The sequence below is a fragment of the Herbidospora daliensis genome (genome assembly GCF_001570585.1).
Lineage (GTDB): Bacteria > Actinomycetota > Actinomycetes > Streptosporangiales > Streptosporangiaceae > Herbidospora > Herbidospora daliensis.
Window position 1 is genome coordinate 165,645 of sequence record NZ_BBXF01000004.1, and the last position, 21,515, is coordinate 187,159.

Consider the following 21,515-nt stretch of genomic DNA (forward strand, 5'->3'; position numbering starts at 1 on the left):
CTACTTGCCCACCCCAGCGGTAAGCCCGGTCTGGATCTGGCGCTGGAAGATCACGTAGACGATCAGGATCGGGATGATCGCCATCGACAGGGCGGCGAACAGGCCGGCCCAGTCGGCCTCGTAGCCGGCGCTGGTCGAGATGTTGGCGATGCCCTGGGTGATCAGCCACTTGTCCTGCTTGTCGCCCGGGAGCAGCGCGATCGGCAGCAGGTACTGGTTCCACTGGCCGATCACGTTGAAGATCGTGATGCTGATCAGGCCGGGTTTGGCCATCGGCAGCATGATCTGGAAGAAGGTGCGGGCGTGCCCGCAGCCGTCCATCATCGCGGCCTCGGCGACCGTCGTCGGCAGCGTCTTGAAGAACGCCGCCAGGAAGAACACCGTGAACGGCATCGAGTAGGCGACGTAGACCAGCACGACCCCGGTGTGGGTGCCGAGCAGGCCGACGTTGTCGACGACCTTGTAGAGGGCCGACAGCGCGAGGAAGGGCGGGATCGACAACCCGGCCACGAACAGGGTGTAGATGAGGCGGTTGCCGCGGAAGTCGTACCGCGACAACACGTAGGCGGCCATCGAGCCCAGCAGCATCGTGAAGAACGTGGAGAAGGCCACCACGATGACGGTGTTGACCAGGTATTCGCCGATGCGCGAGGTCTCCCACGCGCGGCCCCACGCCCCCCAGCCCCACTGCTGCGGCAGCGCCAGCGGGCTGTCGCCGAAGATCTCGGTGTTGGTCTTGAACGAGTTGAGGAACGTGTAGAGGATCGGGGTCACCGTCAGGATCGTCCAGAGCACGAGCATGACGTGGGAGACGCCGCCGAGCAGCCCGGCCGACTGCTTCCGGGTCTTCATCAGTACTCGATCCTCTCGCGCCGGGTGACCCGCAGGGTGAGGGCCGCGAACGTGAGCACCAGGAAGACCAGCGCGACGCCCATCGCGGACGCGTAGCCGAACCGGTAGTAGGTGAAGGTCTGCCGGAAGATCTCCAGCGGCAGCACGGTCGTGGCGTTGTCGGGCCCGCCGCGGTCGATCGAGAGCACCTGGACGAGCGCGAAGGCGTCGAACGCCGCGATGCCCAGGTAGACCCAGCCGACCTGGACGGTGTTCCACACCAGCGGCAGGGTGATCTTGAAGAACAGCGTGAGCCGGTTGGCGCCGTCGAGCGCCGCCGCCTCGAAGATCTCCTTGGGCACCCCGGCCATGCCGGCGCTGAACAGCACGACGTAGAAGCCGACGCCCTGCCAGACCATCACGCCGATGATCGTCCAGAGCGCGAGGTCGGGCTTGATCAGCCAGCCGACCGGGTCGATCCCGAACCAGCCCAGGACGCTGTTGAGGATGCCCGACTTCTGCGGGTTGAGCACCGCCTGGAACAACACGCCGACGATGACGACGGCGAGGACCTGCGGGAAGAAGAAGACGACCTTGTAGAAGGACGACCCCCACACGCCGCTCAGCTGCCCGTTCTTCTGCCCGCCCCCGAGGTTGAGCAGGAACGAGAAGAACAGCGCGATCGCGATCGTGACCAGCGGCATGACCAGCAGGATCAGCCCGTGGTGCCGGACCGCGGCCCAGAAGACGTCGTCCTCGAACAGCCGGGTGAAGTTCTCCAGCCCGACGTACTGGAAGTCCGGGGAGATTCCGCGCGAGTTCGTCAACGCGAGCTGCAGGGCCTGCAGGTTGGGACTCACGAAGAAGATGATGTAGATCGCCAGCGGCGCGGCCAGGAAGGAGGCGATGAAGCCCCACTTCCTGACCGCGCCCGGCGTCAGCCGGCCACGCCGCATCGTCACACGTTCCGGGTCTGCTTGATGATCGAGGAGTCGGCCTTGGTCTTGTCGGCCGCCGCCTGCATCTTGGTGGCGAACTCCTCGGCGCTGATGCGGCCGAACATCAGGGCGTTGGTCTGCTTGCGCAGCTCGGTCTCGAGCTCCTTGTACCAGCCCTCGAACGAGGAGAAGGTGACCACGTTGGTGCCCGCCGCCGTCTGCGCGGCGGCGACCGAGGTCAGGCCGGGCGACAGGGTCAGGCCCTCGGTGGCGCCGATGACGACGGTCAGCGACTTGGTCTTCTCGGTGAAGTCGCGGGCGCCCTGCTTCGAGAGCATCTGGCGCAGGTACTCCAGGCCGCCGGCCGCGTTCTTGGCCTTCGAGGGCACGATGAAGCCCTCGGCGGCGGCGGCGCGGATCGCCTCGTAGGGCATCTGGTCGGCGGCGGTGACCGAGGGGGTCGGGACCATGCCGTACTCGAAGCCCTCGGGGGTGTCCTTGGCCTGCTCGGCCTCCAGCCAGGAGCCCGACGGGTAGAACGCGATCTTGCCCTGGTTCTGCTGGGTCTGGACCTCGGTGTGGATCAGGCCCTCGTACGCCGGGTCCATGAACTTGCCGATCTCGGCCCACGCGGCGGCGGCCTGCTTGACGGCGTCGTTGTTCCAGGCGTTGTCGGCCAGGTTGTCGATGTCGAGGAGGATCTTGTTGCCGCCGATCTTCGCGGCCGAGATCAGGATCATCCAGTAGGCGTAGTAGGACGCGTTCTTGCCGGCGTAGCCGAACGGCACGATGTTCTTGGCCTTGGCGGCCTCGGCGAAGGTCTTGAACTCGTCGAAGGTCTTCGGCGGGGTCCAGCCCTCCTTCTCGAAGAGCTTGGCGTCGTACCAGAGGCCGTAGGCGGTGTAGACGTAGTTCAGCGTGTACGGCTTGGCGGGGTCGCCGCCCAGGCCCGACTCGATCGTGCCGGGCACGATGACGTCCTTGACCTTCTTGGTGGGGTCGTCGACGCTCGGGGCCTCGAACAGCGGGGTGAGGTCGAGCAGCTGACCGGCGTTGATCAGGGCGCCGCCGTCGAGGTTGTCGGTGCCGGAGTTGTTGACCACGTCGGGCACGTCGCCGCCGGCGAAGCGCGGGGTGAGGGTCTGCCCGATCGTCTGGATGCCCTGGTGCTTGATCGTCGCGCCCGGGAACGCCTTCTTGTAGAGGGGTTCGTGCGACTGGGTGGCGTACTCGTCGCTGTAGCCGCCCTTGAAGATGACGACTTCGAGCGGGGCGTCGGCCTTGACGTTGAAGGGGTTGTTCGCCGAGGCGCTCGCGCCGCCGGCCGAGGGGGCCGGGGCCGAGGGGGCGGCCGCCTCGGAGCCACCGCCGCCGGTGGCACAGGCGCTCAGAAAAGGACCGGCGACGAGGGCGGTCAGTCCGACGCGGGCCAGCAGCTGACGGCGCGTGATGTCACGGGGCGTGATGGTCATCCAACTCTCCTGATACCGGGGGGATCAATTAGGAAAGTTTCCTAAACGTTCGTGAACGTACGAGCGAGGCCCAAGCATCGTCAAGGTGTCGGGGTCGGTCTAGACCAACCTGTGACGTGACCGCGATGGTTCGTGAGCCGATCGCGGCGTTTTGCCTGCTTATGGGGGATATTAAACATGGGACGATCCCCTCTTTACACCCGAGCTTTACCGCATCTTATGCCCTATAAGGGGGCTACTGGTATAGACCGGCTGCCAGATAATGTGATCGCCATGAAGGAGCTCCAAGAGGAGTTGTGCCGGTACGGCCACCGCGCCGCCTCCCTCGGCCTGGTCATCGGCACCTCGGGAAACCTCAGCGTGCGCGCCGGCGACCTGGTCGCGGTCACCCCGTCGGGCGTCGCCCTCGACGCGCTCACCCCCGGCGACTGCCCGGTCGTGACCCTCGACGGCGAGATCGTCTCGGGTTCGCGCGCGCCGTCGTCGGAGACCCCCATGCACCTGGCGCTCTACCGGGCGACCGGCGCGGCGGCGGTGGTCCATACCCATGCCGTGTTCGGGACGGTCGTCGCCACCACCCTGACCGAACTGCCGGCCATCCACTACAACGCCCTGCTGCTCGGCGGCACGGTCAGAGTCGCCGAGTACGCCACCTACGGCACCCCCGAGCTGGCCGCCAACGTGGTCCGCGCCCTGGAGGGCCGGCAGGCGGCGCTGATGGCCAACCACGGGAGCGTGTCGATCGGCCGCACCCTGGAGGAGGCGTTCGAGGCGACCCGGCTGCTGGAGTGGTTGTGCGAGGTGTACGTCCGCGCCCTCGGCGTCGGCGCCCCGCGCGTGCTCACCGAGGACGAACTGGTCGCGGTGATCGCAAGGGCGAGTAAGGGTTCGGGAAACGCCTGATCGTCGTCCCTTCGAGGCGGGATCCCGATTGGTCGAATGACCTCCGGATCTTCTCGCCAATAGGGGGACACGATGAGGTTGCTCGTCAATGCCGCGATCATCGCCGGGGTGGCGGTCTCGGCCGCGCAGACGCCCGCCGCCGCCGCGCCGAACCCGATCAACACGATCAAGGTTCCGTGCAGCGTCAGCGCGCTGCACAACGCCGTCACGGCGGCCAACACGAACACGGCGGTGCTGAAGCTGGCGCCGAGCTGCTCGTACAACCTGACCACGCCGCTCCCGGCGATCAGCGGCCGGATCACGCTGAAGGGCGCCAACACCTCGATCAGGCGCGCCCTGGCGGCCGCGCCGTTCCGGATCCTGGACGTGCTCGCCACCGGCGACCTGACCGTCGAGGACGTTTTCATCATGAACGGCCTGATCGGCAGCGGCGACGGCGCCGGCATCAGGAACGCCGGCCGGCTCAACCTGCGCCGCGTCACCGTGGCGGGCAACCTCGCCCAGCTCGGCAACGGCGCGGGCCTGGCCAACACCGGCCGCGCCACGGTCCGCAACTCCATCTTCGCCACCAACCTGGCCCTGGGCGGCGACGGCGCCGGCATCCACAACGCCGGCGACCTGCACCTCATCGACAGCACCGTGGTCGGCAACGTCCTCAACAACCGGGGCGCGGGCCTCTTCACCGCCGCCGGCCACACCTCCCGCGTGGTCCGCAGCTCCGTCAACGGCAACCTGAGCGCCTCCCTGACGGGCGGCGGCGTCGCCAGCGCCGGCACCACCACGCTGCGCGACACCTGGGTCAGGCTGAACAAGTCGATCGGCGCGGGCGGCGGCGTCCTCGTGCTGCCGGGCGGCTCCGTGACGCTCGACCGCTCGGGCGTCCGCGACAACAACCCCGACAACTGCGCCGGCCCGACCGCGATCCCGGGCTGCGCCGGCTAGGGACACGCCCAGGCTCCTCCCCGGGGCGCCCGGCGCGGGCGCCGTGTCACGGTTGCCCCGGGAGGGTGTTTCATGGTGTCGATTCACGTGGGCGGCTACGCCCGGGTACCGGTTGACCTGGGCGGGCTCGCCCGGCAGGACGTGCGGTTACGCGTCGCCGAGGGGCCCGCGTTCGCGGCCGTCTCCGCGTCGGCGGACGCCGGAGCCGACCCGGCCGAGGCGATGCTGCTCGCGGGGCCGCATCCGGGCACGTACACGCTGGAGGTCAGGGACCTCGGCGGCGGCCTGGTCTCCTCGACCGCCTTCGCCGTCACCGAGGACCCGCCCCCGCACGACGGGCCACCGACGGCCTTCACCGGGGCCAACCCGATGTACCCGCGCTCCGGCGCGTGGGGCTCGGTGCTCAACCCGATGTGGCCTGCCGGCTTCACCTACGGCCCGTCCCCCGTGTCGGGGCCGCGCAGAGTCGCGATCGTGTACGTCGGCACGAGGGACTCGGCCTCCGCGCCCGCCACCCCGGCGACCTACCGGACCGCGCTGGAGACCACGCGCGACTACTTCCGCGAGATCTCCCACGGCGCGCTGGAGATCGTGCCGGCGGGCGAGGCGACGGTCCGGCTGCCGCGCCGGTGGAACCGCTACCACGAGCCGTTCGGTCCGGCCGACGGACGCCAGGCCGCCACCCACGAACTGATCGGCGAGGCCATGCGGCGGGCCCAGGCCGACCTCGACCTCGGCGGGGTCGACACCTGCGTGTTCGTGGTCGCCCCGCCCGGCCGGGGCCGGTTCAGCTGGCCCATCGCCTCCGGCGGCACGTACCAGCTCCCGCTCGGGCCCCTCGGCTGGTCCTGGAAGTCGCTGCCCTGGGTGGTGATGCCGGCGAACTGGGAGGCGGTGGGCACCCGCCGCGCCTTCCAGACCCTCACCCACGAGATCGGCCACACCATCGGCCTCGGCGACATGTACGGCGCCGACCCCCGCGACATCGGCGGCTGGGACGTCATGAGCGACGAGGCCCGCTATTCGGGCCTGTCGCTGCCGCACCGCGTCGTGCTCGGCTGGACCGACCGGGCCTGGTTGCGCCGCTACGACTTCACCCGGGAGCACCCGGTCGACGAGGAGGTCGTGCTCACGGCCGCCGGGCTCACCGGGGGCGGCCCGCCGCCGGGCGAGCGCGCGGGGCTGGAGGTCGAGGTCGCCGACGGCTGGCGCTACTACTTCGAGTACCGCTCTCGGCAGCACCCCGACGGCGCCGACCCCGGCCCGGCCCAGCTCGCCGACCAGAACCTGCCGGCCGACCGGGTGGTCCTGGGCACCGACGTCGTGGCCGGGTGGTACCGCCCGCCGGTGGTCCGCCGCCCGATCCGGCTGCTGGCCGACGACGGCGACGGCGAGGGCGCGGCCCTGCCCGCCGGCGCCGACTACGAGGAGTCCGACGGCGACGCCTCCTTCCGGGTCCACGTGCTGGCCGCCGACGACGACCGGGCGCGGGTGCGGGTGACGTACCGGCCGACCCCCGGCGTGGTCCCGCGGCCGGACGGGCCCGACCCGTCGATCCGCCCCTGGCCGGGCGGCGGCGACTGGCGCAGCCCCGACGTGACGATCTCCAACGCGACCGGGTTGCCGTTCCCGTGGGCCGGCCACGACAACGTGATCGTCGCGACCGTGCGCAACCGGGGCGCCGTGGACGCGACCGGGGTCAAGGTGGGGTTCTGGGTCAAGGACTTCAGCGTGTCGGCCACGGGGCCCGAGACCTTCCTCGGTTGGGACCGGGGCGACGTGCCGGCGGGCGGCGAGCGGGCGTTCCGGATGGACTGGCGGCCGCCGGCCGCGCGGAGCGGCCTGTGGTTCCTGCCGCTCACGTTCGCCCACTACTGCGTCGTGGTCCGGATCGAGCCGGTGCCCGGCGAGCGAAGCACGGCCGACAACGAGGCCCAGACCAACTTCACGCTGGTGTGGACGGCGGCGGCCTCGCCCTACGACCGGCAGGCCGTCCCGGTGACGGTGAGCAACCCCTACCCCGACCGCCCGGTGCGGGTGAACCTGCACGCCGAGCAGACCCTCGACGGGTTCCGCACCTACCTGGAGCACACCTGGGTGCGGCTGGCGCCGGGCGAGACCCGCGCGGTCGAGGTGATGGTCGAGTGCGTCGCCCGCGAACCCGCCTTCGCCGACCGGGTGCGGGAGGCCGAGCTCTGGCGCACCCCCAACGTCGTCACCGTCGTCGCGACGGTCGCCGACCCGGGCTCCGACGTGCTGACCCCGATCGGCGGCGGCACGATCGAGGTCCGCGCCGGCCTGGCTACCGGGCTGACCGAGCTCGACGTGAGCGAGACGAGCGCGTCGGGACGCCTCACGACGGCCGAGGGCGACCCGGTCGCGGGCGCGACCGTACTGCTCACCTCCCGGGACGCCGGCCGGGCGGAACTCGTCGAACGCGCCACGACCGACGTGTCGGGCCGTTTTTCGACTCTCGTCCGCCGCCGCCCGGCGGAGATCGCCTACCCGGGCGACCTCATGGGCTACGCACCCTGCTCGGCGAAGCTCAGCCCGGTTTGACGGGCCGGGCGCGGACCACGGGCCAGATCCAGACCACGTTGATCACGACCGCGGCCAGGGACACCAGGCCGATCACCAAGAGGAAGATGCTGACCAGGTTGGGTATCGGCCACGTCGGCAGCCCTTCGGCCGAGGAGAGCACGGCCCTGCCCGGCTGCTGCGGGTCGTAGGCCACCGTGACGACGGAGCCGGGCTGAGGCGGGTCGCACCGGGTGGTCGAGCAGTATTCGAGCCTCATCCGGCTCACGACCTCGACGCCGTCGACCATGTAGCTCACGCGGCCGTGGTACTCCATGCCCGGCTGCCCGTCATGGCTGTACTGCACCCCGCCGCGCTGGAGCTCGGTCACCTTGCCCGCGGCGACGACCGCCCGGCGGCTGAACGCGGTCTGGTCGGCGTACAACCAGGCGGCGAGGCCGAGCAGGGCCAGGCCGCCGAGCGTCCACGGCAGCACGTGCTGCCGGAAGAACGTGGCGATCATTCCCTGATGACGCGACACCGTTCACGCCCCCCTGCGCGGCCGGGTGCGCAGCACCGGCCAGATCCAGGCCACGTTGATCGCGACCGCCGCCAGGAAGGCCAGGCCCAGCACTCCGCACACTAAGACGATCACGTTGGGCATCGGCCAGTGCGGGAGCCCTCCGGGCCCCGAGCGTACGGCCCGGTTGAAGTTGTGCGTGTCGTAGGCGACCGTCACGGTCTGGCCCGCCGTCGGCACCGGGCAGCTCGGCAGGGAGCAGGAGACCAGCTTCAGCCGGTTGCTGAGGACGTCGGCGCCCTTCACCTGGTAGTGCACCCGGCCGCTGTAGTCGGTGATGGCCGGGCCGTCGTCCTGGTAGAACACACCGCTCCGGATGACGTCCGCCACCGTGCCCGTGGTGACCACGGAGCGGCGGGCGAAGGACGTCTGGTCGGCGTACCGCCACCCGGCGACCACGAGGAGCACGGCCGCGGCGCAGAACAGCCACAGCACGTATTTCACGAAATACCGGGTGGTCATGCCTCGATGATGCGGCTCCGCCGGGCCGGGCGCATTGCCGTTTTACGCCACGCTGCCCGGCAGGCGGTAGATCGGGGCGGGCTCGATCTCCGGGGCCCGTCTCCGGCCCCTGCGCGGGGGTTCCTGGTCGGCGCAGAGGTAGGCGTACATGCCCGAGAGAAGGCGTTGCACGTCGGCGTGGGGGCGCACGACCAGGCGCAGGAAGCGGCTGTTGAAGCCCAGTTTGTTGCCGCACTCGCGGATGTAGACGCCGTGCTCGCGGATCAGGTAGTCGCGCAGTTCGCGGCCGTCGCGGCCCTCGGGGAGCTTGCACAACACGAAGTTGCCCTGCGACGGGAAGACGGTCAGGCCGGTGAGGGAGGCGAGCTGGCGGATCATCATCTCGCGGTCGTGGGCGACCAGGCGCAGGCTGTGCCGGTATTCGTTCATGTGGGCCTTCAGCATGAAGACCACGACCTCGGCGAAGGAGTTGAGGTTCCACTTCGGCAGCACGCGCCGGACCAGCCCGGCGATCTGCGGGTTGGCGACCAGGTAGCCGAAGCGCACGCCGTGCAGGCCGAAGTTCTTGCCGAGGCTCTTCAGCACCACCACGTTGGGCCGGATGACGGCCTCGTCGGCGACGCTGGCCGACGGTTCGGCGTCCACGAACTCGATGAACGACTCGTCGACGACGATCAGGTCGAGGTCGGTCAGCCGGTCGAGCATGCGCACGACCTCGTGGCGGGGCAGGTAGCCGCCGTCGGGGTTGTTCGGGTTGCAGATCACCGCCACCCGCGACCCGCGTTCGCGGACGAACCTGATGTAGCTCTCCACGTCGAGCCGGAACCGCTGCGACTCCAGCAGCGGGAACATGTCGCAGCGTTTGCCGGTCTCCAGCGGCTGGTCGGTCCAGCGGCCGAAGGTGGGCACCGGCACGGCCAGGCTCTCGCGGACCAGCAGGTGGTCGAGCCAGGTGATCAGCTCGGTCGAGCCGTTGCCCATCGCGATCGTGGAGGGGTTCAGGTCGAGGGTGTCGCACAGCTCCTTGGTGATCGTCTCGGCGTCGCTCGGGTAGTACTTGAGCACGTCGACCAGGTTGGTCCGCAGGTCGTCGAACATCGCCGTGGTCGGGAAGTACGGATTGCACGGGATGCAGAAGTCGACCAGGTCGTCACCTGCGGCCCCGCGCCGCAGGGCGAAGTACGACGGGCTGTGGGCGTCGCTCCGCAGCAACGCGAGGTCTACGGATGCTGTCACGCCGGAGGGTACGCGCCACGCCGTCGCCGCGTTCAGCCGAGCACGGCTTTGCGGGCCAGCCCGAGGGGCAGGCCGCCGCTTCCGGCGAGCCGGTCGTGGAAGCTCTTCAGGTCGCCGGTGTACTCGTCTCTGATCTTCTCGATCTCGATCGCGCCGGTCAGGTAGCTGGGCGCCTGGGTCGGCCAGGCGCAGTAGCGGTTCACCTCGCCCTTGGCGGTGCCGGGCGACAACGACGCCTTGGTGGCCATGTACGTCTCGGCCTCGTCGATCGACATCTCGCCGCAGTGCAGGGCGGTGTCGACGACGATGCGGGCGGCCCGCCAGATGCGGCAGTCGAGGTGGGCCAGCTCGGTCTCGGGGGTGTCGTAGTAGCCCTGCTCCCACATGAGCTTCTCGACGTAGAGGCCCCAGCCCTCGACGAAGTAGGGGGTGCGGAACACCTTGCGGATGCGCCGCGAGCTCTCGCCGATGTGCGCCAGGTGCCAGTGGTGCCCGGGGTAGGCCTCGTGGACGGCGATCGAGGGCATCTGCGGCCGCGAGTTGGTGCGCAGCCGCTGCCTGACCTGCTCCTCGGTGAAGTCGTCGGGGGTGTACGGCACGAAGAACACCCCCTCGCGGGCGGTGCTCAGCGGCGGGGGCGCCAGGTAGTTGGCGACCGCGATGATCGGCCGCTGGAACTCCGGCGAGGGCAGCACCTGGCAGTGTTCGCCCGCCGGGAAGGTGACCAGGTCGCGGTCGCGCACGTAGCGGCGGGCGCGTTCGGTCTCGGCCTCGTATTCGGCGCGCATCGCTTCGAGGGTGGGCGGGTGGTCGTTCATGATCGACTCCATGGCGGGCCGCCAGGCGTCGAAGCCGAGCTTGCCGGCCACCTCGTTCATGCGGGCGTTCAGCGCCTCCCACTCGGCGACGCCCTTGGCGTGGAGTTCGGTCGCGCCGTAGCCGAGCAGCTCGCGTTCGCGCAGCAGGCCCGAGTAGAGCTCCTCGCCCATCCGCCAGCTGCCGCGGGCGGTGAAGCCCTCCAGGAAGGCGACCAGTTCGTCGAACGCCTGCGCGGCCGGTTCGGCCGCCGCCGCCAGGCGGGCGCGCAGCGCGGGGTCGCCGACCTGCGCGGGCAGCGTCTCGGTGAGGAACCGCCGGCCGGTACGGGCCTGGCCCAGCCCCCGGGTGACGAGGAGTTCGGCGGCGAGGTCGGGCGACAGGTTGGCCCGGCAGGCGGCCAGCACGGCGGGCACCTCGCCCAGCCGCGCGACCGCCGCTTCGACGAGTTCGGGTTCGGGTGACAACCGCTGCTGGAACGGGGTGAACATGGCCGCGAAGATCGCGTCGAGGTAGGGCGCGGGCGTGCGCCGCCACTCGGGCCAGCGGGCGCTGAGCACGTCGCCGCGCAGGTGGGCCAGGGCGAGTTCGTGGTCGATCCGGTCGTCGGGCGAGGGCCCGGGATCGGCGTTGGAGAGGCGGTCGAGCCACAACTCGGCGGCGCGCTCGCGGCGGATGAACCCCTCTTCGCTGAAGTCGCCCAGAGTGTGGTCGAACCCGGGGGCCCCGAGGAGGGTCGCCCGCACCGGATTGTCCTTCAGATACCAGTCGACGAACTCGTCCAGCAGCGTCATGCGGCGACCCTACCCCCGACCCCGGTCGCCACAAATGACTGACATCCGCGACACTTATTCGCATAGGTCCCCCCAAAGTAGGAGCAACCAGGTGCCACTTCAGATGACCGGCGCCCCTTCGGATCCCGATCTCATCCGGCTCCCCTGGGACGTCCCCCTCGAAGAGTGGCCCGAGCACCGCCTGGTCGCCCTCCCCCGGGGCATCTCCCGCCACGTCGTCCGGTTCACCCGCATCAACGGCACCGTGTACGCCATCAAGGAGATCAGCGAGCGGTACGCCAAACGCGAATACCGCCTGCTCTGGGACCTCAACCGGCTCGACACCCCGTCGGTCGAACCGGTGGCCGTGGTGACCGGCCGCGAGAGCAAGACCGGCGAACGCCTCGACTCGGCCCTCATCACCAGCCACCTGCAGTACTCCCTGCCGTACCGGGCGGTCCTGTCGGGCGCGCTGCGCCCGGAGACCCTGGAGCGGCTGCTCGACGCCCTGGCCGTGCTGATCGTCCGGCTGCACCTGACCGGCTTCTACTGGGGCGACTGCTCGTTGTCGAACACCCTGTTCCGCCGCGACGCGGGCGCGTTCGCCGCCTACCTCGTCGACGCCGAGACCGGCGAGCTGCACCCGATGATCAGCGAGGGCCAGCGCCACCACGACATCGAGGTCGCCCACGTCAACATCTACGGCGAACTGCTCGACCTGGAGGCCGGCGACCTGCTGCACCCGTCGATCGACCCGCTGGTGTTCGCCGAGCAGATCGTCGAGCGCTACCACCGCCTGTGGGACGAGCTCAACTCCGACGAGATCATCGAGGAGGTCGACTGGCACAAGGTCGACCAGCGCATCCGCCGCCTCAACACCCTCGGCTTCGACGTCGCCGAGATGATGGTCCGCCGCAAGGCCGGCACCGGCCGCCTGATCGTCCGCCCCAAGGTCGTCGACGCGGGCCACCACCAGCGCCGCCTCCTGCGCCTGACCGGCCTGGACGTCGAGGAGAACCAGGCCCGCCGCCTGCTCAACGACCTCGACTCGTTCACCGTCACCCACGGCCTGCGCCACGAGGACGAGGCGATAGTGGCCCACCGCTGGCTCGCCGAGGTCTACCAGCCGGTGATAAACGCGATCCCGCCGGAGCTGCACCGCAAGCTGGAGCGCGCCCAGCTGTACCACGAGGTGCTGGAGCACCGCTGGTTCCTGTCGGAGGCGGCCGGCAAGGACGTCGGCCTCGCGGCGGCCGTCCGCAGCTACATCGACAACGTGCTGGTCCACCGCCCCGACGAGAAGGCCATCATCGGCGCAGAGCTCTAGCCGCGTCGGCGATGCGGTCCTCGCCGAAGACCTCGATGCCGTTGGCGACCAGCAGGGCCGCCGTGACGCCCTCGCCGGGGAGCATGCGGCCGCGGAAGGTGCCGTCGTAGATCCGCAGGGAGCCGCACGACGGGCTGCCCTCCTTGAGGATCGCGATCCGGACGCCGAAGGAGCGGGCGACCGCGAGGCACTGGCGGGCGCCTTCGAGGAAGTGCGCCGTCACGTCGGCGCCCTCGGGGGTGAGGATGCGGGCCGCTCCGGCGAGCACCGCCGCGCCGCCGGCGCCGCCCTCGATCTCGGCCGGGGGGCGGGGCACGGGGAGGCCGCCCTCGACCTCGGGGCAGAACGGGACCAGCCGCCCTTCGGCGCGCCAGGCTGCGAGGATCGTGTCGTCGCTGGTCTTGGCGCGGCCGTCGAAGCGCACGCGGCGGCCCATCAGGCAGGCGCTGACGAGAATTCGTTCCACCTCATCAATTTTGCAACACGGTTTGCACCGGGTATCAGATTCCTCCTTCCACTGACAAAGTCTCTATGTCAGGAAACAAGACAACACATGGTGTTTCGCTGAGTGATTCTCCGATTTCTCTAAGGTTTGAACCCACCACTTGGCGGGGGTAACCGGAGGAGTTGCGGGTGATCGGCATCGAAGACTGCCTGTCCGAGGCGATGGCCATCCCGGGAGCGCTCGGCGCCATCCTGGTCGACCACACCAGCGGGACGGCGCTCGCGATGGAGGGCCTGCCCGACCCGGAGCGGTCGGCGGTCGGGCTGAGCGAGACCTTCCGCGCCACGCTCGACGGACTGGCCCTGTCGTCCCCCGATGGAACGGTCCGGATCGACGATCTGATCATCACCACCGACCACGGCTACCAGCTCATCAAGCCGATGGAGACGATGTGGGACGGGCCGCTGCTGATCTGCGTGCGGCTCGACCGCGACCGGGCGAACCTGGCCCTGGCGCGGCGGCGCCTCGACAGCATCTCCCACGAACTGATCGCGTCGTGACCGGTGCCGATCGACGAGATGCTCTCCGACCTGGCGGAGAGCAGGGCGACCGGCGCCCTGAAAGCGGGCCGGAGCGGCACCGTCTACCTGAGCAAGGGCCGGATCTGTTACGTCGAGTGCGCGCGGACCCCGAGCGTCGAGGAACTGCTGACGGCCTCCGGCCGGCTCACCCTCACCGGGGTGCGGACGGCCCGCCAGACCGCGGCGGCCACCGCCGACGGCGGCGACATGCTGGTCCGGCGGGGCGTGCTCAGCCGGGGCGAGCTGCAGCTGTGCGTTCTCGGGGCGACCCTGGACGCCTCCTTCTTCCTGTTCGGCGCGACCGTGCCGAAGCCCAAGTTCCGCGAGGGCGACCGGCACTGGCTGGGGATCCACTGGTTCTTCGACGTGCCGGGCCTCTTCCGGGAATGTCACCGCAGGAGGGCCCGGTTGGACCGCGCCTGGCCATCGGCCGAACTCGACAGCCGCCCGGTGGTGCCGGTGCGGCGCATCCGCTCGCACCACGTGGTGCTGACCGCCCTCCAGTGGGAGATCCTGCTCAACGCGGACGCCGAGACCACGCCCGCCGAGCTGGCGAAACGGATCGGGCGGCCGGCGTACACGACGCTCCTCGCGGTCCGCGAGATGGCCGCGGCGGGTCTCCTGGAGTGTCCGGGGCCGCCGCCGCCCCCGGAGAAGCCGCCGGATCTCCCCAAGCGCGTGGCGGGTTCGGCTCCCCGCGCGATGCCCGGAGACGGGGGTGGCCGGCGGGCGCAGTCGTCCTACCCCGAGATCAGCGGAGACCCGACGGACGTGAATCTGCTCATCAGGCTGCGCAACGCGCTGGAGGCATTCCAGTGATCACCCGCCCGTGGCTCAAACGGGCCGGAAGGGGCATCCCGATGGACCTGCGCCGCGAGATCCACGAGGAGATGCTGCTCCTCAGAGGTCGCACGAACGAGATCACCGGCGTCCTCACCTGCACCGTCGACGGCATGCTGGTCTCCGCCGACCTGGCGGAGAACGTCGACCAGACCGCGGCGCTCACCTCGGCCGTGCTCTCGATGAGCCGCCGGATGACCGACCTGACCAGGATCGGCGAACTCGAGGAGACCCTGATCTCCGCCACCCGCGGCTTCACCGCCCACTACGCCGCGGGTCCCAAACTCGTCCTCACCGTGCTGGCCGTCCCGGGGGCCAACCTCGGGCTGCTGCGGATCGAGGGCAGGAAGACGGCGGCGAAGATCGCCGCCATCGTCGAACGCGAATGACAGGAGAAGACCCGACATGGCGAACATGGACATCTCCCTCAAGGAGATGATGGCGATCGACGGCGCTATCGGCGCCGCCGTGGTCGACTACAACAGCGGCATGAGCCTGGGCGTGCTGGGCGGGTCGAAGGACCTCGACCTGCAGATCGCCGGGGCCGGCAACACCGAGGTCGTGAAGGCCAAGCTGCGCACGATGGACAGCCTGGGCCTGAAGGACGCGATCGAGGACATCCTCATCACCCTGTCCGGCCAGTACCACATCATCCGCCCGATCACCGGCCGGGGCGGCAAGGGCCTGTTCCTCTACCTCGCCCTCGACCGCGGCCGGGCCAACCTCGCGATGGCCCGGCACCACCTGCGGGCCATCGAGGACAAGATGGAGATCTGATCGCGTACCGGCGTGAGCCGCTCAGGCGGAGCCCAGGAGCGGCTCACGGTTCTCCTTCGGGAACAGCTTCTCGCCCGGCATGGGCAGCCCGAGGGTGTCGGTCACCCGGCGGATCAGTTCGGCGTGCGACCTGATCCCGGGCAGCCGCAGCAGTTCCTCGCCCTTGCGGGTGAGCAGCACGGTCGGGGTCCGGTCGACGCCGACCGAGGCGGCCGCGCCGATCGCGGTCTCGACGTCGACGACCGCGCCGATCAGCTCGTCGTCGTACTCGGCGACGATGCGGTCGATCACGGGAGTGATCCACTCGCTGGCCAGGCAGTCGGTTCCGGTGAAGGTGAGGAGCACCGGAGCCGGCCCCATGACCAGTGAGGCGAGGTCGCGTTCCCCGGTGACGATCCGGCGCCGGGGCGCGACCCGCGACGGCCGGTCGGGGCCGGTGAGCATGCGCGCGTACGCGTCGGCGAGCCGGGGCGGGCCCGACAGGCCGTTGACGGCCAGGCCGTGGAAGAGCAGGCGGGCGCAGTCAGACCGGGAGACGTGGTCGAGGTCGATCTCCTTCAGCGGCGGCGCGAACGACAACACCGCCTCGCAGTCGACCGGCCCGGCCAGCGACAGGATGGCCAGCGACTCGGTCGAGCCGAGCCGCCACAGGCAGCCCTTCTCCATGTTCTCGGTGCCGAGCCGCAGGTAGCGCAGCCCGGCCATGCTGCCCAGCGCGCCGAGGCCGTGGCCGCGTACCTCACCCCCGGAGACGGCGACCACCGCGGCCGAGGTGCGGGCGATGTGACCGAACGAGGCGTCGGTGATCGACGATCCGCCGAGCTTCACCTTGATCAGCGGGCTGTTCTCCGGCAGCGGCACGTCGCCGGTGATGTTGGGCGACCACAACTCCAGGCTTTCGAGGGTGGTCAGCCCCTGGATCGCGCGCACCCCCTCGTCGGTGAACTTCCCGGTCACCGCCAGGTCGCGCAGCTCCGAGCGCTTGGCGATCAGCCGCAGGTCGTCGTCGCAGACGCCGCTCAGCCGCAGTCCGGTCGTCTCGGGCGCCTCGGCCAGCCGTTCGGTCGTCGCGGCGACGTAAGCCAGCTCGACGTCCTCGGGGACGGGGATCTCCCCCGTGGGCCGGAACTCCCCCATGGTCTGCCCGACCGGTCGATCACCGACCACGACGAAGTGGACCTCGCCCGGCAAGGGCGTCTCAGGGAATCTCAGCACACGCTCCATTCGCGAAGAATCCCCAGGTCAGCGCCCTTACCAAACGCCCTGGAAGGTACGTTGGAAGCAATGACCCTCCGAGCGTGTTTTTATGGGGCATATGGCGAATCCGGCGATCCTGACGGTGGACGACGACCCCGCGGTGTCCCGCGCGGTCTCCCGTGACCTGCGGCGGCGCTACGGCGACCGCTACCGCGTCGTGCGGGCCGACTCCGGCGAGTCGGCCCTTGAGGCGTTGCGGGAGATCAAGCTGCGCGGGGAGCAGGTCGCGGTCCTGGTGGCCGACTACCGGATGCCCCAGATGAACGGCATCCAGTTCCTCGAAGCGGCCATGGATCTCTTTCCGCTGGCGCGGCGCATTCTTTTGACCGCCTATGCCGACACCGAGGCGGCGATCGACGCGATCAACCTGGTCGACGTCGACCACTACCTGCTGAAGCCGTGGAACCCGCCGGAGGAGAAGCTCTACCCGGTCATCGACGCGCTGCTCGACGCCTGGGTCGCCACCCCCGACCGTCCGGCGACCGAGATCCGCGTGGTCGGGCACCGGTGGTCGGCCGAGTCGTGGGCGGTGCGCGACTTCCTGGCCCGGAACCTGGTGTCCTACCGGTGGCTGCTGGCCGACGACCCCGAGGGCCGCCGCCTGCTGACCGCCGCCGGGCTGACCGAGAACGACGTGCCGCTGGTGGTGACGCCCGACGGCAAGTCGCTGGTGCAGCCGTCGGAGATCGACCTGGCCCCCCACGTGGGCCTGACGACCACGCCGGCCAGCGACTTCTACGACCTGGTGGTCGTCGGGGCCGGCCCGGCCGGGCTGGGCGCGGCGGTCTACGGGGCGTCCGAAGGGCTGCGTACCGTGCTGATCGAGCAGCGGGCCACCGGCGGGCAGGCCGGGCAGAGCAGCCGCATCGAGAACTACCTGGGCTTCCCCGACGGCGTGAGCGGCGCGCAGCTGACCGAGCGGGCCCGCAGGCAGGCGCTGAAGTTCGGCACCGAACTGCTGAGCGCCCGCGAGGCGGTCGCGCTGGAGGCGGGCGGGTCGACGCGGGTGCTGCGCTTCGACGACGGCACCTCGATCGCCGCCCACACGGTGGTGCTGGCGACCGGCGTCTCCTACCGGATGCTGCAGGCCCCCGGCCTCGACGGCTTCACCGGCCGGGGCGTCTTCTACGGCTCGGCGTCCACCGAGGCCCCTTCGTGCCTCGACCAGGACGTCTACATCGTCGGCGGCGCCAACTCGGCCGGGCAGGCGGCGGTCTACTTCTCCCGGTACGCCGCCCGCGTCCACATCCTGATCCGCGGCGACAGCCTCGAACGGTCGATGTCGAACTACCTGATCAAGCAGATCGCCGCCCACCCGACGATCCAGGTCCACCCGAACACCGAGATCTGCCAGGCCGAGGGCGACGAGCACCTCGAACGGCTGACGCTGCGCGACACCCGCACCGGTCAGATCCGGGTGGCCGACACGACGTGGTGCTTCATCTTCATCGGCGCCGAGCCCCGCACCGCCTGGCTCGACTCCGTCGTCCAGCGTGACCAGCACGGCTTCGTGCTGACCGGCCCCGACCTGCTGAGCGGCGGGCAGCGGCCCGCCGGGTGGGCGCTGCCGCGCGACCCCTATCACCTGGAGAGCAGCATGCCCGGCGTCTTCGCGGCGGGCGACGTGCGCTCCGAATCGGTCAAACGCGTCGCCTCCGCCGTGGGCGAGGGCGCCATGGCCGTCTCCCTCATCCACCGTTATCTGGAGGCGCAATGAGCGACCTTCTGACCCCGGACGATCTCCGCGGCCTGTTCCTCTTCGAGTCGCTCAACGACGAGCAGCTCCGGCTGATCGCCGACTGCGGCGTCGTGGTCCGCTACTCCGCCGGCTCGCTCGTGTACGAGGAGGGCGGCCCCGCGACCTGCTTCGTCGTCCTCCTCGACGGCACGGTCACGCTGAGCCGGCGCGTGCGCGGCGACGACGTCGAGTTCCTCCGCAGCGACCAGCGCGGCGCCTACGGCGGGGCGACCCAGGCCTACATGGGCACGCCGGGCGAGCAGACGTACAACAACTCGATGCTCGCGCTGACCGACGTGACCATGTACGAGATCCCGGCCGACTCCTTCGCCCAGTGGACCCGCTCGTGGTTCCCGATGGCGATGCACCTGCTGGAGGGCCTGTTCGTCGGCATGCAGACCACGCAGACCGTGGTCGGGGAGCGCGAGCGGCTGCTCGCCCTGGGCGCGTTGTCGGCGGGGCTGACCCACGAGCTGAACAACCCGGCCGCCGCGGCGGTCCGGGCCACCTCGATCCTGCGCGAACGCGTGGCCGGCATGCGCCACAAGCTGGGCATGATCGCCGACGGGAAGATCGACGGCGGCCGTCTGCACAAGCTGGTCGAGCTGCAGGAGATCGCGGTCAAGCGGGCCGCCTCGACGCCCGAGTTGTCGGCCCTGCAGACCTCCGACGCCGAGAGCGAGCTGGAGGACTGGCTCGACGACCACGACATCGCCGGGTCGTGGGACATCGCGCCCACCCTGGTCGCGGGCGGGATCGACACCGAGTGGCTGCAGACCGTCGAGTCGTGCGTCGGCGAGGGCAACCTCGAAGGGGCGATCCGGTGGCTGACGTACACCATAGACACCGAGCTGCTGATGGACGAGATCGACGACGCCGTCACCCGCATCTCGGGCCTGGTCTCGGCCGCCAAGCAGTACTCCCAGCTCGACCGCGCCCCGCACCAGACGGTCGACGTGCACGACCTGCTCGACGCGACGCTGACCATGCTCCAGGCGAAGATCCCCGAAGGGGTGCGCCTGGTGAAGAACTACGACCGCGCGCTGCCGCCCATCCCGGCCTACGCCGCCGAGCTGAACCAGGTGTGGACCAACCTGATCGACAACGCGATCGGCGCCATGGACGGCTCCGGCACGCTGACGATCTCGACCTGCCGCGACGGCGACAACGTGGCCGTCGACGTCGAGGACACCGGCCACGGCATCCCGCCGGAGGTCCGCCCGCACATCTTCGAACCCTTCTTCACCACCAAGGCGGTCGGCGAGGGGACGGGGCTGGGCCTCGACATCTCCTACCGGATCGTGGTGAAGAAGCACCACGGCGACATCCGGGTCGACTCGCAGCCGGGGCGCACCAACTTCCGGGTCCTGCTGCCGCTGGAAGACGTTTGATCAGTCGGTGTCGATCGCGGCCTCAGCGATGAAGTAGGGCTCGATGACGGATGTTATCGACTCAATGAACCGGCGTTCGGCCTGAGCCAGGTCGTTGGCGCGGGTCTTGACGAAGGCCTCGTCGTCTCCGGAGGCGAGATGCCGCAACGCCTCCGGAGAGATGCCCACTTGGGCTCCGTCGAGGATCGCGTTCCGCACGCTCACACCGATAGGGGTTTCGAGCATGACGCGGTTGCCCGGGCTCGACCCGTTCGGCAGACCCACGCGGTTGGACACCCGCCGAAAGGCATTGCCCTCAAGCGCCCTGATCTGGTCGACGGCCCAAGCGTGGCCGTCGGGACGCCTCCGCAACTCCCACAAGATGTAGGCGCGAACCCGGGCGCTGCGCATGTCGAACTTCTCCGGAAACGGCCTGGCTCGCTGGTCGGTGAAGTCAAACATGCCCTGTCCGCCGACGAAATCAGACGGTGACTTCACCTCCGTCGCCAGATCGACCATGTCCCTGATCGACTGGCGGCTGCTAGAGGAGTTGATGCTCGCGAAGAATCCGCTCCACGAGGTGATCCAGAACCAGCGTTCCAGGGTGTCCACCTGCTCGGCGGATGGCGCCGGGCGAAGGTGGAAAAACAGGGCCAGCAGAATGAGCTGGTTGTTGTACGGCACCAGCCGCGCCAGCGGCGCCCCGATCCGGTCGCGTAGAAATGCCACCGCCAAGGTCAGCGCTCTGTCCATCTGAGCGACCGCACGGGAGACCCGTCCTTCCAGCCGTCGGGCCAGAACGTCCCACCGGGCTCCGGTGACCTCCGTTTCCCCGGCTACCGCCAGCACTGCCCGGAAAGCGGCGGTGGAATCGACCTGTCCGAACCCTTCGGCGGCGATGCGTTCCAAGACCGTCGCAATCCCGTCGGCCAGGCTTTCCTCTTCGCCGCCCTTGTAGGTGAGCGCAGAGACCATCTGGTCGGGGGTCATCGACTGGCCCTTGCTGTTGATCCGGGCGAAAACCTCAACGGCCTGGGCCAGAGTGCCGCCCAACAGGGTAACCACGGAGACCTTGTAGGACTTGATGCGCTGGGCGACGCGCTCGGCCTCCTCGACGAGGTCATCTGACCGCTCCCCGTGGCTCGAACTGTGCATGAGTTTGCGTGCGTAGGCGAGGAAATCGAGGGTCTTCAAAACCGACCGGACCGGCAGGTAGTTGGCCGGTGGCGGGCCGCCCTGCTTCCAATGGGCGTAGCGGTTGCCATGGGAGTCGTTGGATCCCAGCACCCGGTAGACGCGCCAGATCCATTCGTTCTCAGCGCCCAGTTCGACATAGTCGGGGCGGTAGAGGCAGCCGTAGAGGGTCGACAGGCGCTGATGACCGTCAAGGATATACGTGGCGGTCCGGCCGGCCGGGGGGTCGGGAACGGTCAGTCCGCCGACCTCGCCGAGGCTTTCGAGCGGCGAGGGCGTCTCCCACAGCAGCATGCTGCCGATGGGATAGCCGCGTTCGATGCTGTCGAAGAGGTCGAGCATCTGATCGGGCCGCCAGACGAACGGGCGCTGGAATTTCGGCACCCTAAGGCGGCCGTCGCTCACGAGGCGCAAATAGTCTTCGAGAAGGCTTACGTCGGGGCGGACACCGATCTCCCCCTGCTCCGTCTTAAGTTCCGCCGGAGCGTCCAGCCCTGACTCTTCCATGTCCCGCTT

At 69.8% G+C, this 21,515-nt stretch carries 20 protein-coding genes; 10 read left to right on the forward strand and 10 right to left on the reverse strand.

Annotation, left to right across the window (positions count from 1 at the left end; genetic code table 11):
• From AW274_RS21040 to ngcE, 3 genes are read right to left on the reverse strand one after another with little or no spacing between them, the layout of a single operon-like run.
• A complete protein-coding gene (locus tag AW274_RS21040) occupies positions 1-852 on the reverse strand; it encodes a carbohydrate ABC transporter permease (RefSeq protein ID WP_062435237.1) in 852 nt (283 codons plus the stop codon).
• Positions 852-1,787, reverse strand: coding sequence for a carbohydrate ABC transporter permease (locus AW274_RS21045; RefSeq protein ID WP_062435240.1), 936 nt, complete (start codon positions 1,785-1,787; stop codon positions 852-854). Before AW274_RS21045 ends, AW274_RS21040 begins: the two co-directional genes overlap by 1 nt.
• Before the next feature lie 2 nt (positions 1,788-1,789).
• Positions 1,790-3,241 carry an N-acetylglucosamine/diacetylchitobiose ABC transporter substrate-binding protein gene (gene ngcE / locus AW274_RS21050; RefSeq protein WP_062435242.1) on the reverse strand — a complete coding sequence of 484 codons (1,452 nt, stop codon included), beginning with the start codon at positions 3,239-3,241 and terminating at the stop codon, positions 1,790-1,792.
• Positions 3,242-3,514: 273 nt separating this feature from the next.
• On the opposite strand from ngcE, the gene AW274_RS21055 reads away from it, so the two are divergent.
• From AW274_RS21055 to AW274_RS21065, 3 genes are all read left to right on the forward strand, one after another.
• Positions 3,515-4,144: a class II aldolase/adducin family protein gene (locus AW274_RS21055; protein WP_062435244.1), complete on the forward strand. Its 630-nt coding sequence runs from the start codon at positions 3,515-3,517 to the stop codon at positions 4,142-4,144.
• Positions 4,145-4,216: 72 nt separating this feature from the next.
• The gene (locus AW274_RS21060; protein ID WP_062435246.1) at positions 4,217-5,086 is read left to right on the forward strand and encodes a hypothetical protein; all 870 of its coding nucleotides are present in this window, start codon (positions 4,217-4,219) and stop codon (positions 5,084-5,086) included.
• A 72-nt stretch (positions 5,087-5,158) separates the two neighbouring features.
• Positions 5,159-7,645: a hypothetical protein gene (locus AW274_RS21065; protein WP_062435248.1), complete on the forward strand. Its 2,487-nt coding sequence runs from the start codon at positions 5,159-5,161 to the stop codon at positions 7,643-7,645.
• Here the strand turns inward: AW274_RS21065 and AW274_RS21070 are convergent.
• Genes AW274_RS21070 through AW274_RS21085 form a run of 4 tightly spaced genes read right to left on the reverse strand, consistent with a single transcriptional unit; the run spans position 7,632 to position 11,491 of the window.
• On the reverse strand, positions 7,632-8,126 hold the full coding sequence (locus tag AW274_RS21070) for a DUF3592 domain-containing protein (protein ID WP_062435250.1): 495 nt from the start codon (positions 8,124-8,126) through the stop codon (positions 7,632-7,634). The two genes, AW274_RS21065 and AW274_RS21070, sit on opposite strands and share 14 nt — an antisense overlap.
• A 21-nt stretch (positions 8,127-8,147) precedes the next feature.
• A complete protein-coding gene (locus AW274_RS21075) occupies positions 8,148-8,645 on the reverse strand; it encodes a DUF3592 domain-containing protein (RefSeq protein ID WP_062435252.1) in 498 nt (165 codons plus the stop codon).
• Between the two features lie 42 nt (positions 8,646-8,687).
• Positions 8,688-9,881 carry a pyridoxal phosphate-dependent aminotransferase gene (locus AW274_RS21080; RefSeq protein WP_083974602.1) on the reverse strand — a complete coding sequence of 398 codons (1,194 nt, stop codon included), beginning with the start codon at positions 9,879-9,881 and terminating at the stop codon, positions 8,688-8,690.
• 32 nt (positions 9,882-9,913) lie between these two features.
• On the reverse strand, positions 9,914-11,491 hold the full coding sequence (locus AW274_RS21085; protein WP_062435254.1) for a DUF885 domain-containing protein: 1,578 nt from the start codon (positions 11,489-11,491) through the stop codon (positions 9,914-9,916).
• A gap of 91 nt (positions 11,492-11,582) precedes the next feature.
• On the opposite strand from AW274_RS21085, the gene AW274_RS21090 reads away from it, so the two are divergent.
• Entirely contained in the window at positions 11,583-12,797 is a 1,215-nt protein-coding gene (locus AW274_RS21090; RefSeq protein WP_198169342.1) for a DUF4032 domain-containing protein, read from the forward strand.
• Here the strand turns inward: AW274_RS21090 and AW274_RS21095 are convergent.
• Complete coding sequence (locus AW274_RS21095) at positions 12,778-13,263, reverse strand: 2-thiouracil desulfurase family protein (RefSeq protein WP_062435263.1); 486 nt, start codon at positions 13,261-13,263, stop codon at positions 12,778-12,780. The genes AW274_RS21090 and AW274_RS21095 overlap by 20 nt on opposite strands.
• A gap of 167 nt (positions 13,264-13,430) precedes the next feature.
• Here AW274_RS21095 and AW274_RS21100 point away from each other — a divergent pair, with 167 nt between their 5' ends.
• Genes AW274_RS21100 through AW274_RS21115 form a run of 4 tightly spaced genes read left to right on the forward strand, consistent with a single transcriptional unit; the run spans position 13,431 to position 15,440 of the window.
• Positions 13,431-13,802 (forward strand): hypothetical protein, encoded by a 372-nt coding sequence (locus tag AW274_RS21100; RefSeq protein WP_062341328.1) that lies wholly within the window; start codon positions 13,431-13,433, stop codon positions 13,800-13,802.
• Between the two features lie 3 nt (positions 13,803-13,805).
• On the forward strand, positions 13,806-14,642 hold the full coding sequence (locus tag AW274_RS21105; protein ID WP_062435266.1) for a MarR family transcriptional regulator: 837 nt from the start codon (positions 13,806-13,808) through the stop codon (positions 14,640-14,642).
• Positions 14,639-15,052 (forward strand): roadblock/LC7 domain-containing protein, encoded by a 414-nt coding sequence (locus AW274_RS21110; RefSeq protein ID WP_232320214.1) that lies wholly within the window; start codon positions 14,639-14,641, stop codon positions 15,050-15,052. The genes AW274_RS21105 and AW274_RS21110 overlap by 4 nt, the downstream gene beginning before the upstream one ends.
• 16 nt (positions 15,053-15,068) lie before the next feature.
• The gene (locus AW274_RS21115) at positions 15,069-15,440 is read left to right on the forward strand and encodes a hypothetical protein (RefSeq protein WP_062435269.1); all 372 of its coding nucleotides are present in this window, start codon (positions 15,069-15,071) and stop codon (positions 15,438-15,440) included.
• Between the two features lie 21 nt (positions 15,441-15,461).
• On the opposite strand, the gene AW274_RS21120 is transcribed toward AW274_RS21115, so the two are convergent.
• Positions 15,462-16,655: a thioredoxin family protein gene (locus AW274_RS21120; RefSeq protein WP_198169343.1), complete on the reverse strand. Its 1,194-nt coding sequence runs from the start codon at positions 16,653-16,655 to the stop codon at positions 15,462-15,464.
• Between the two features lie 100 nt (positions 16,656-16,755).
• Here AW274_RS21120 and AW274_RS21125 point away from each other — a divergent pair, with 100 nt between their 5' ends.
• Together AW274_RS21125 and AW274_RS21130 are read left to right on the forward strand one after the other, a co-directional pair.
• Complete coding sequence (locus AW274_RS21125) at positions 16,756-18,414, forward strand: NAD(P)/FAD-dependent oxidoreductase (RefSeq protein ID WP_062435275.1); 1,659 nt, start codon at positions 16,756-16,758, stop codon at positions 18,412-18,414.
• Positions 18,411-19,826, forward strand: coding sequence for an ATP-binding protein (locus AW274_RS21130; RefSeq protein ID WP_062435278.1), 1,416 nt, complete (start codon positions 18,411-18,413; stop codon positions 19,824-19,826). Before AW274_RS21125 ends, AW274_RS21130 begins: the two co-directional genes overlap by 4 nt.
• On the opposite strand, the gene AW274_RS21135 is transcribed toward AW274_RS21130, so the two are convergent.
• The gene (locus AW274_RS21135; RefSeq protein ID WP_062435281.1) at positions 19,827-21,506 is read right to left on the reverse strand and encodes a DUF262 domain-containing protein; all 1,680 of its coding nucleotides are present in this window, start codon (positions 21,504-21,506) and stop codon (positions 19,827-19,829) included. It lies immediately after the preceding gene.
• Between the last annotated feature and the right edge of the window lie 9 nt (positions 21,507-21,515).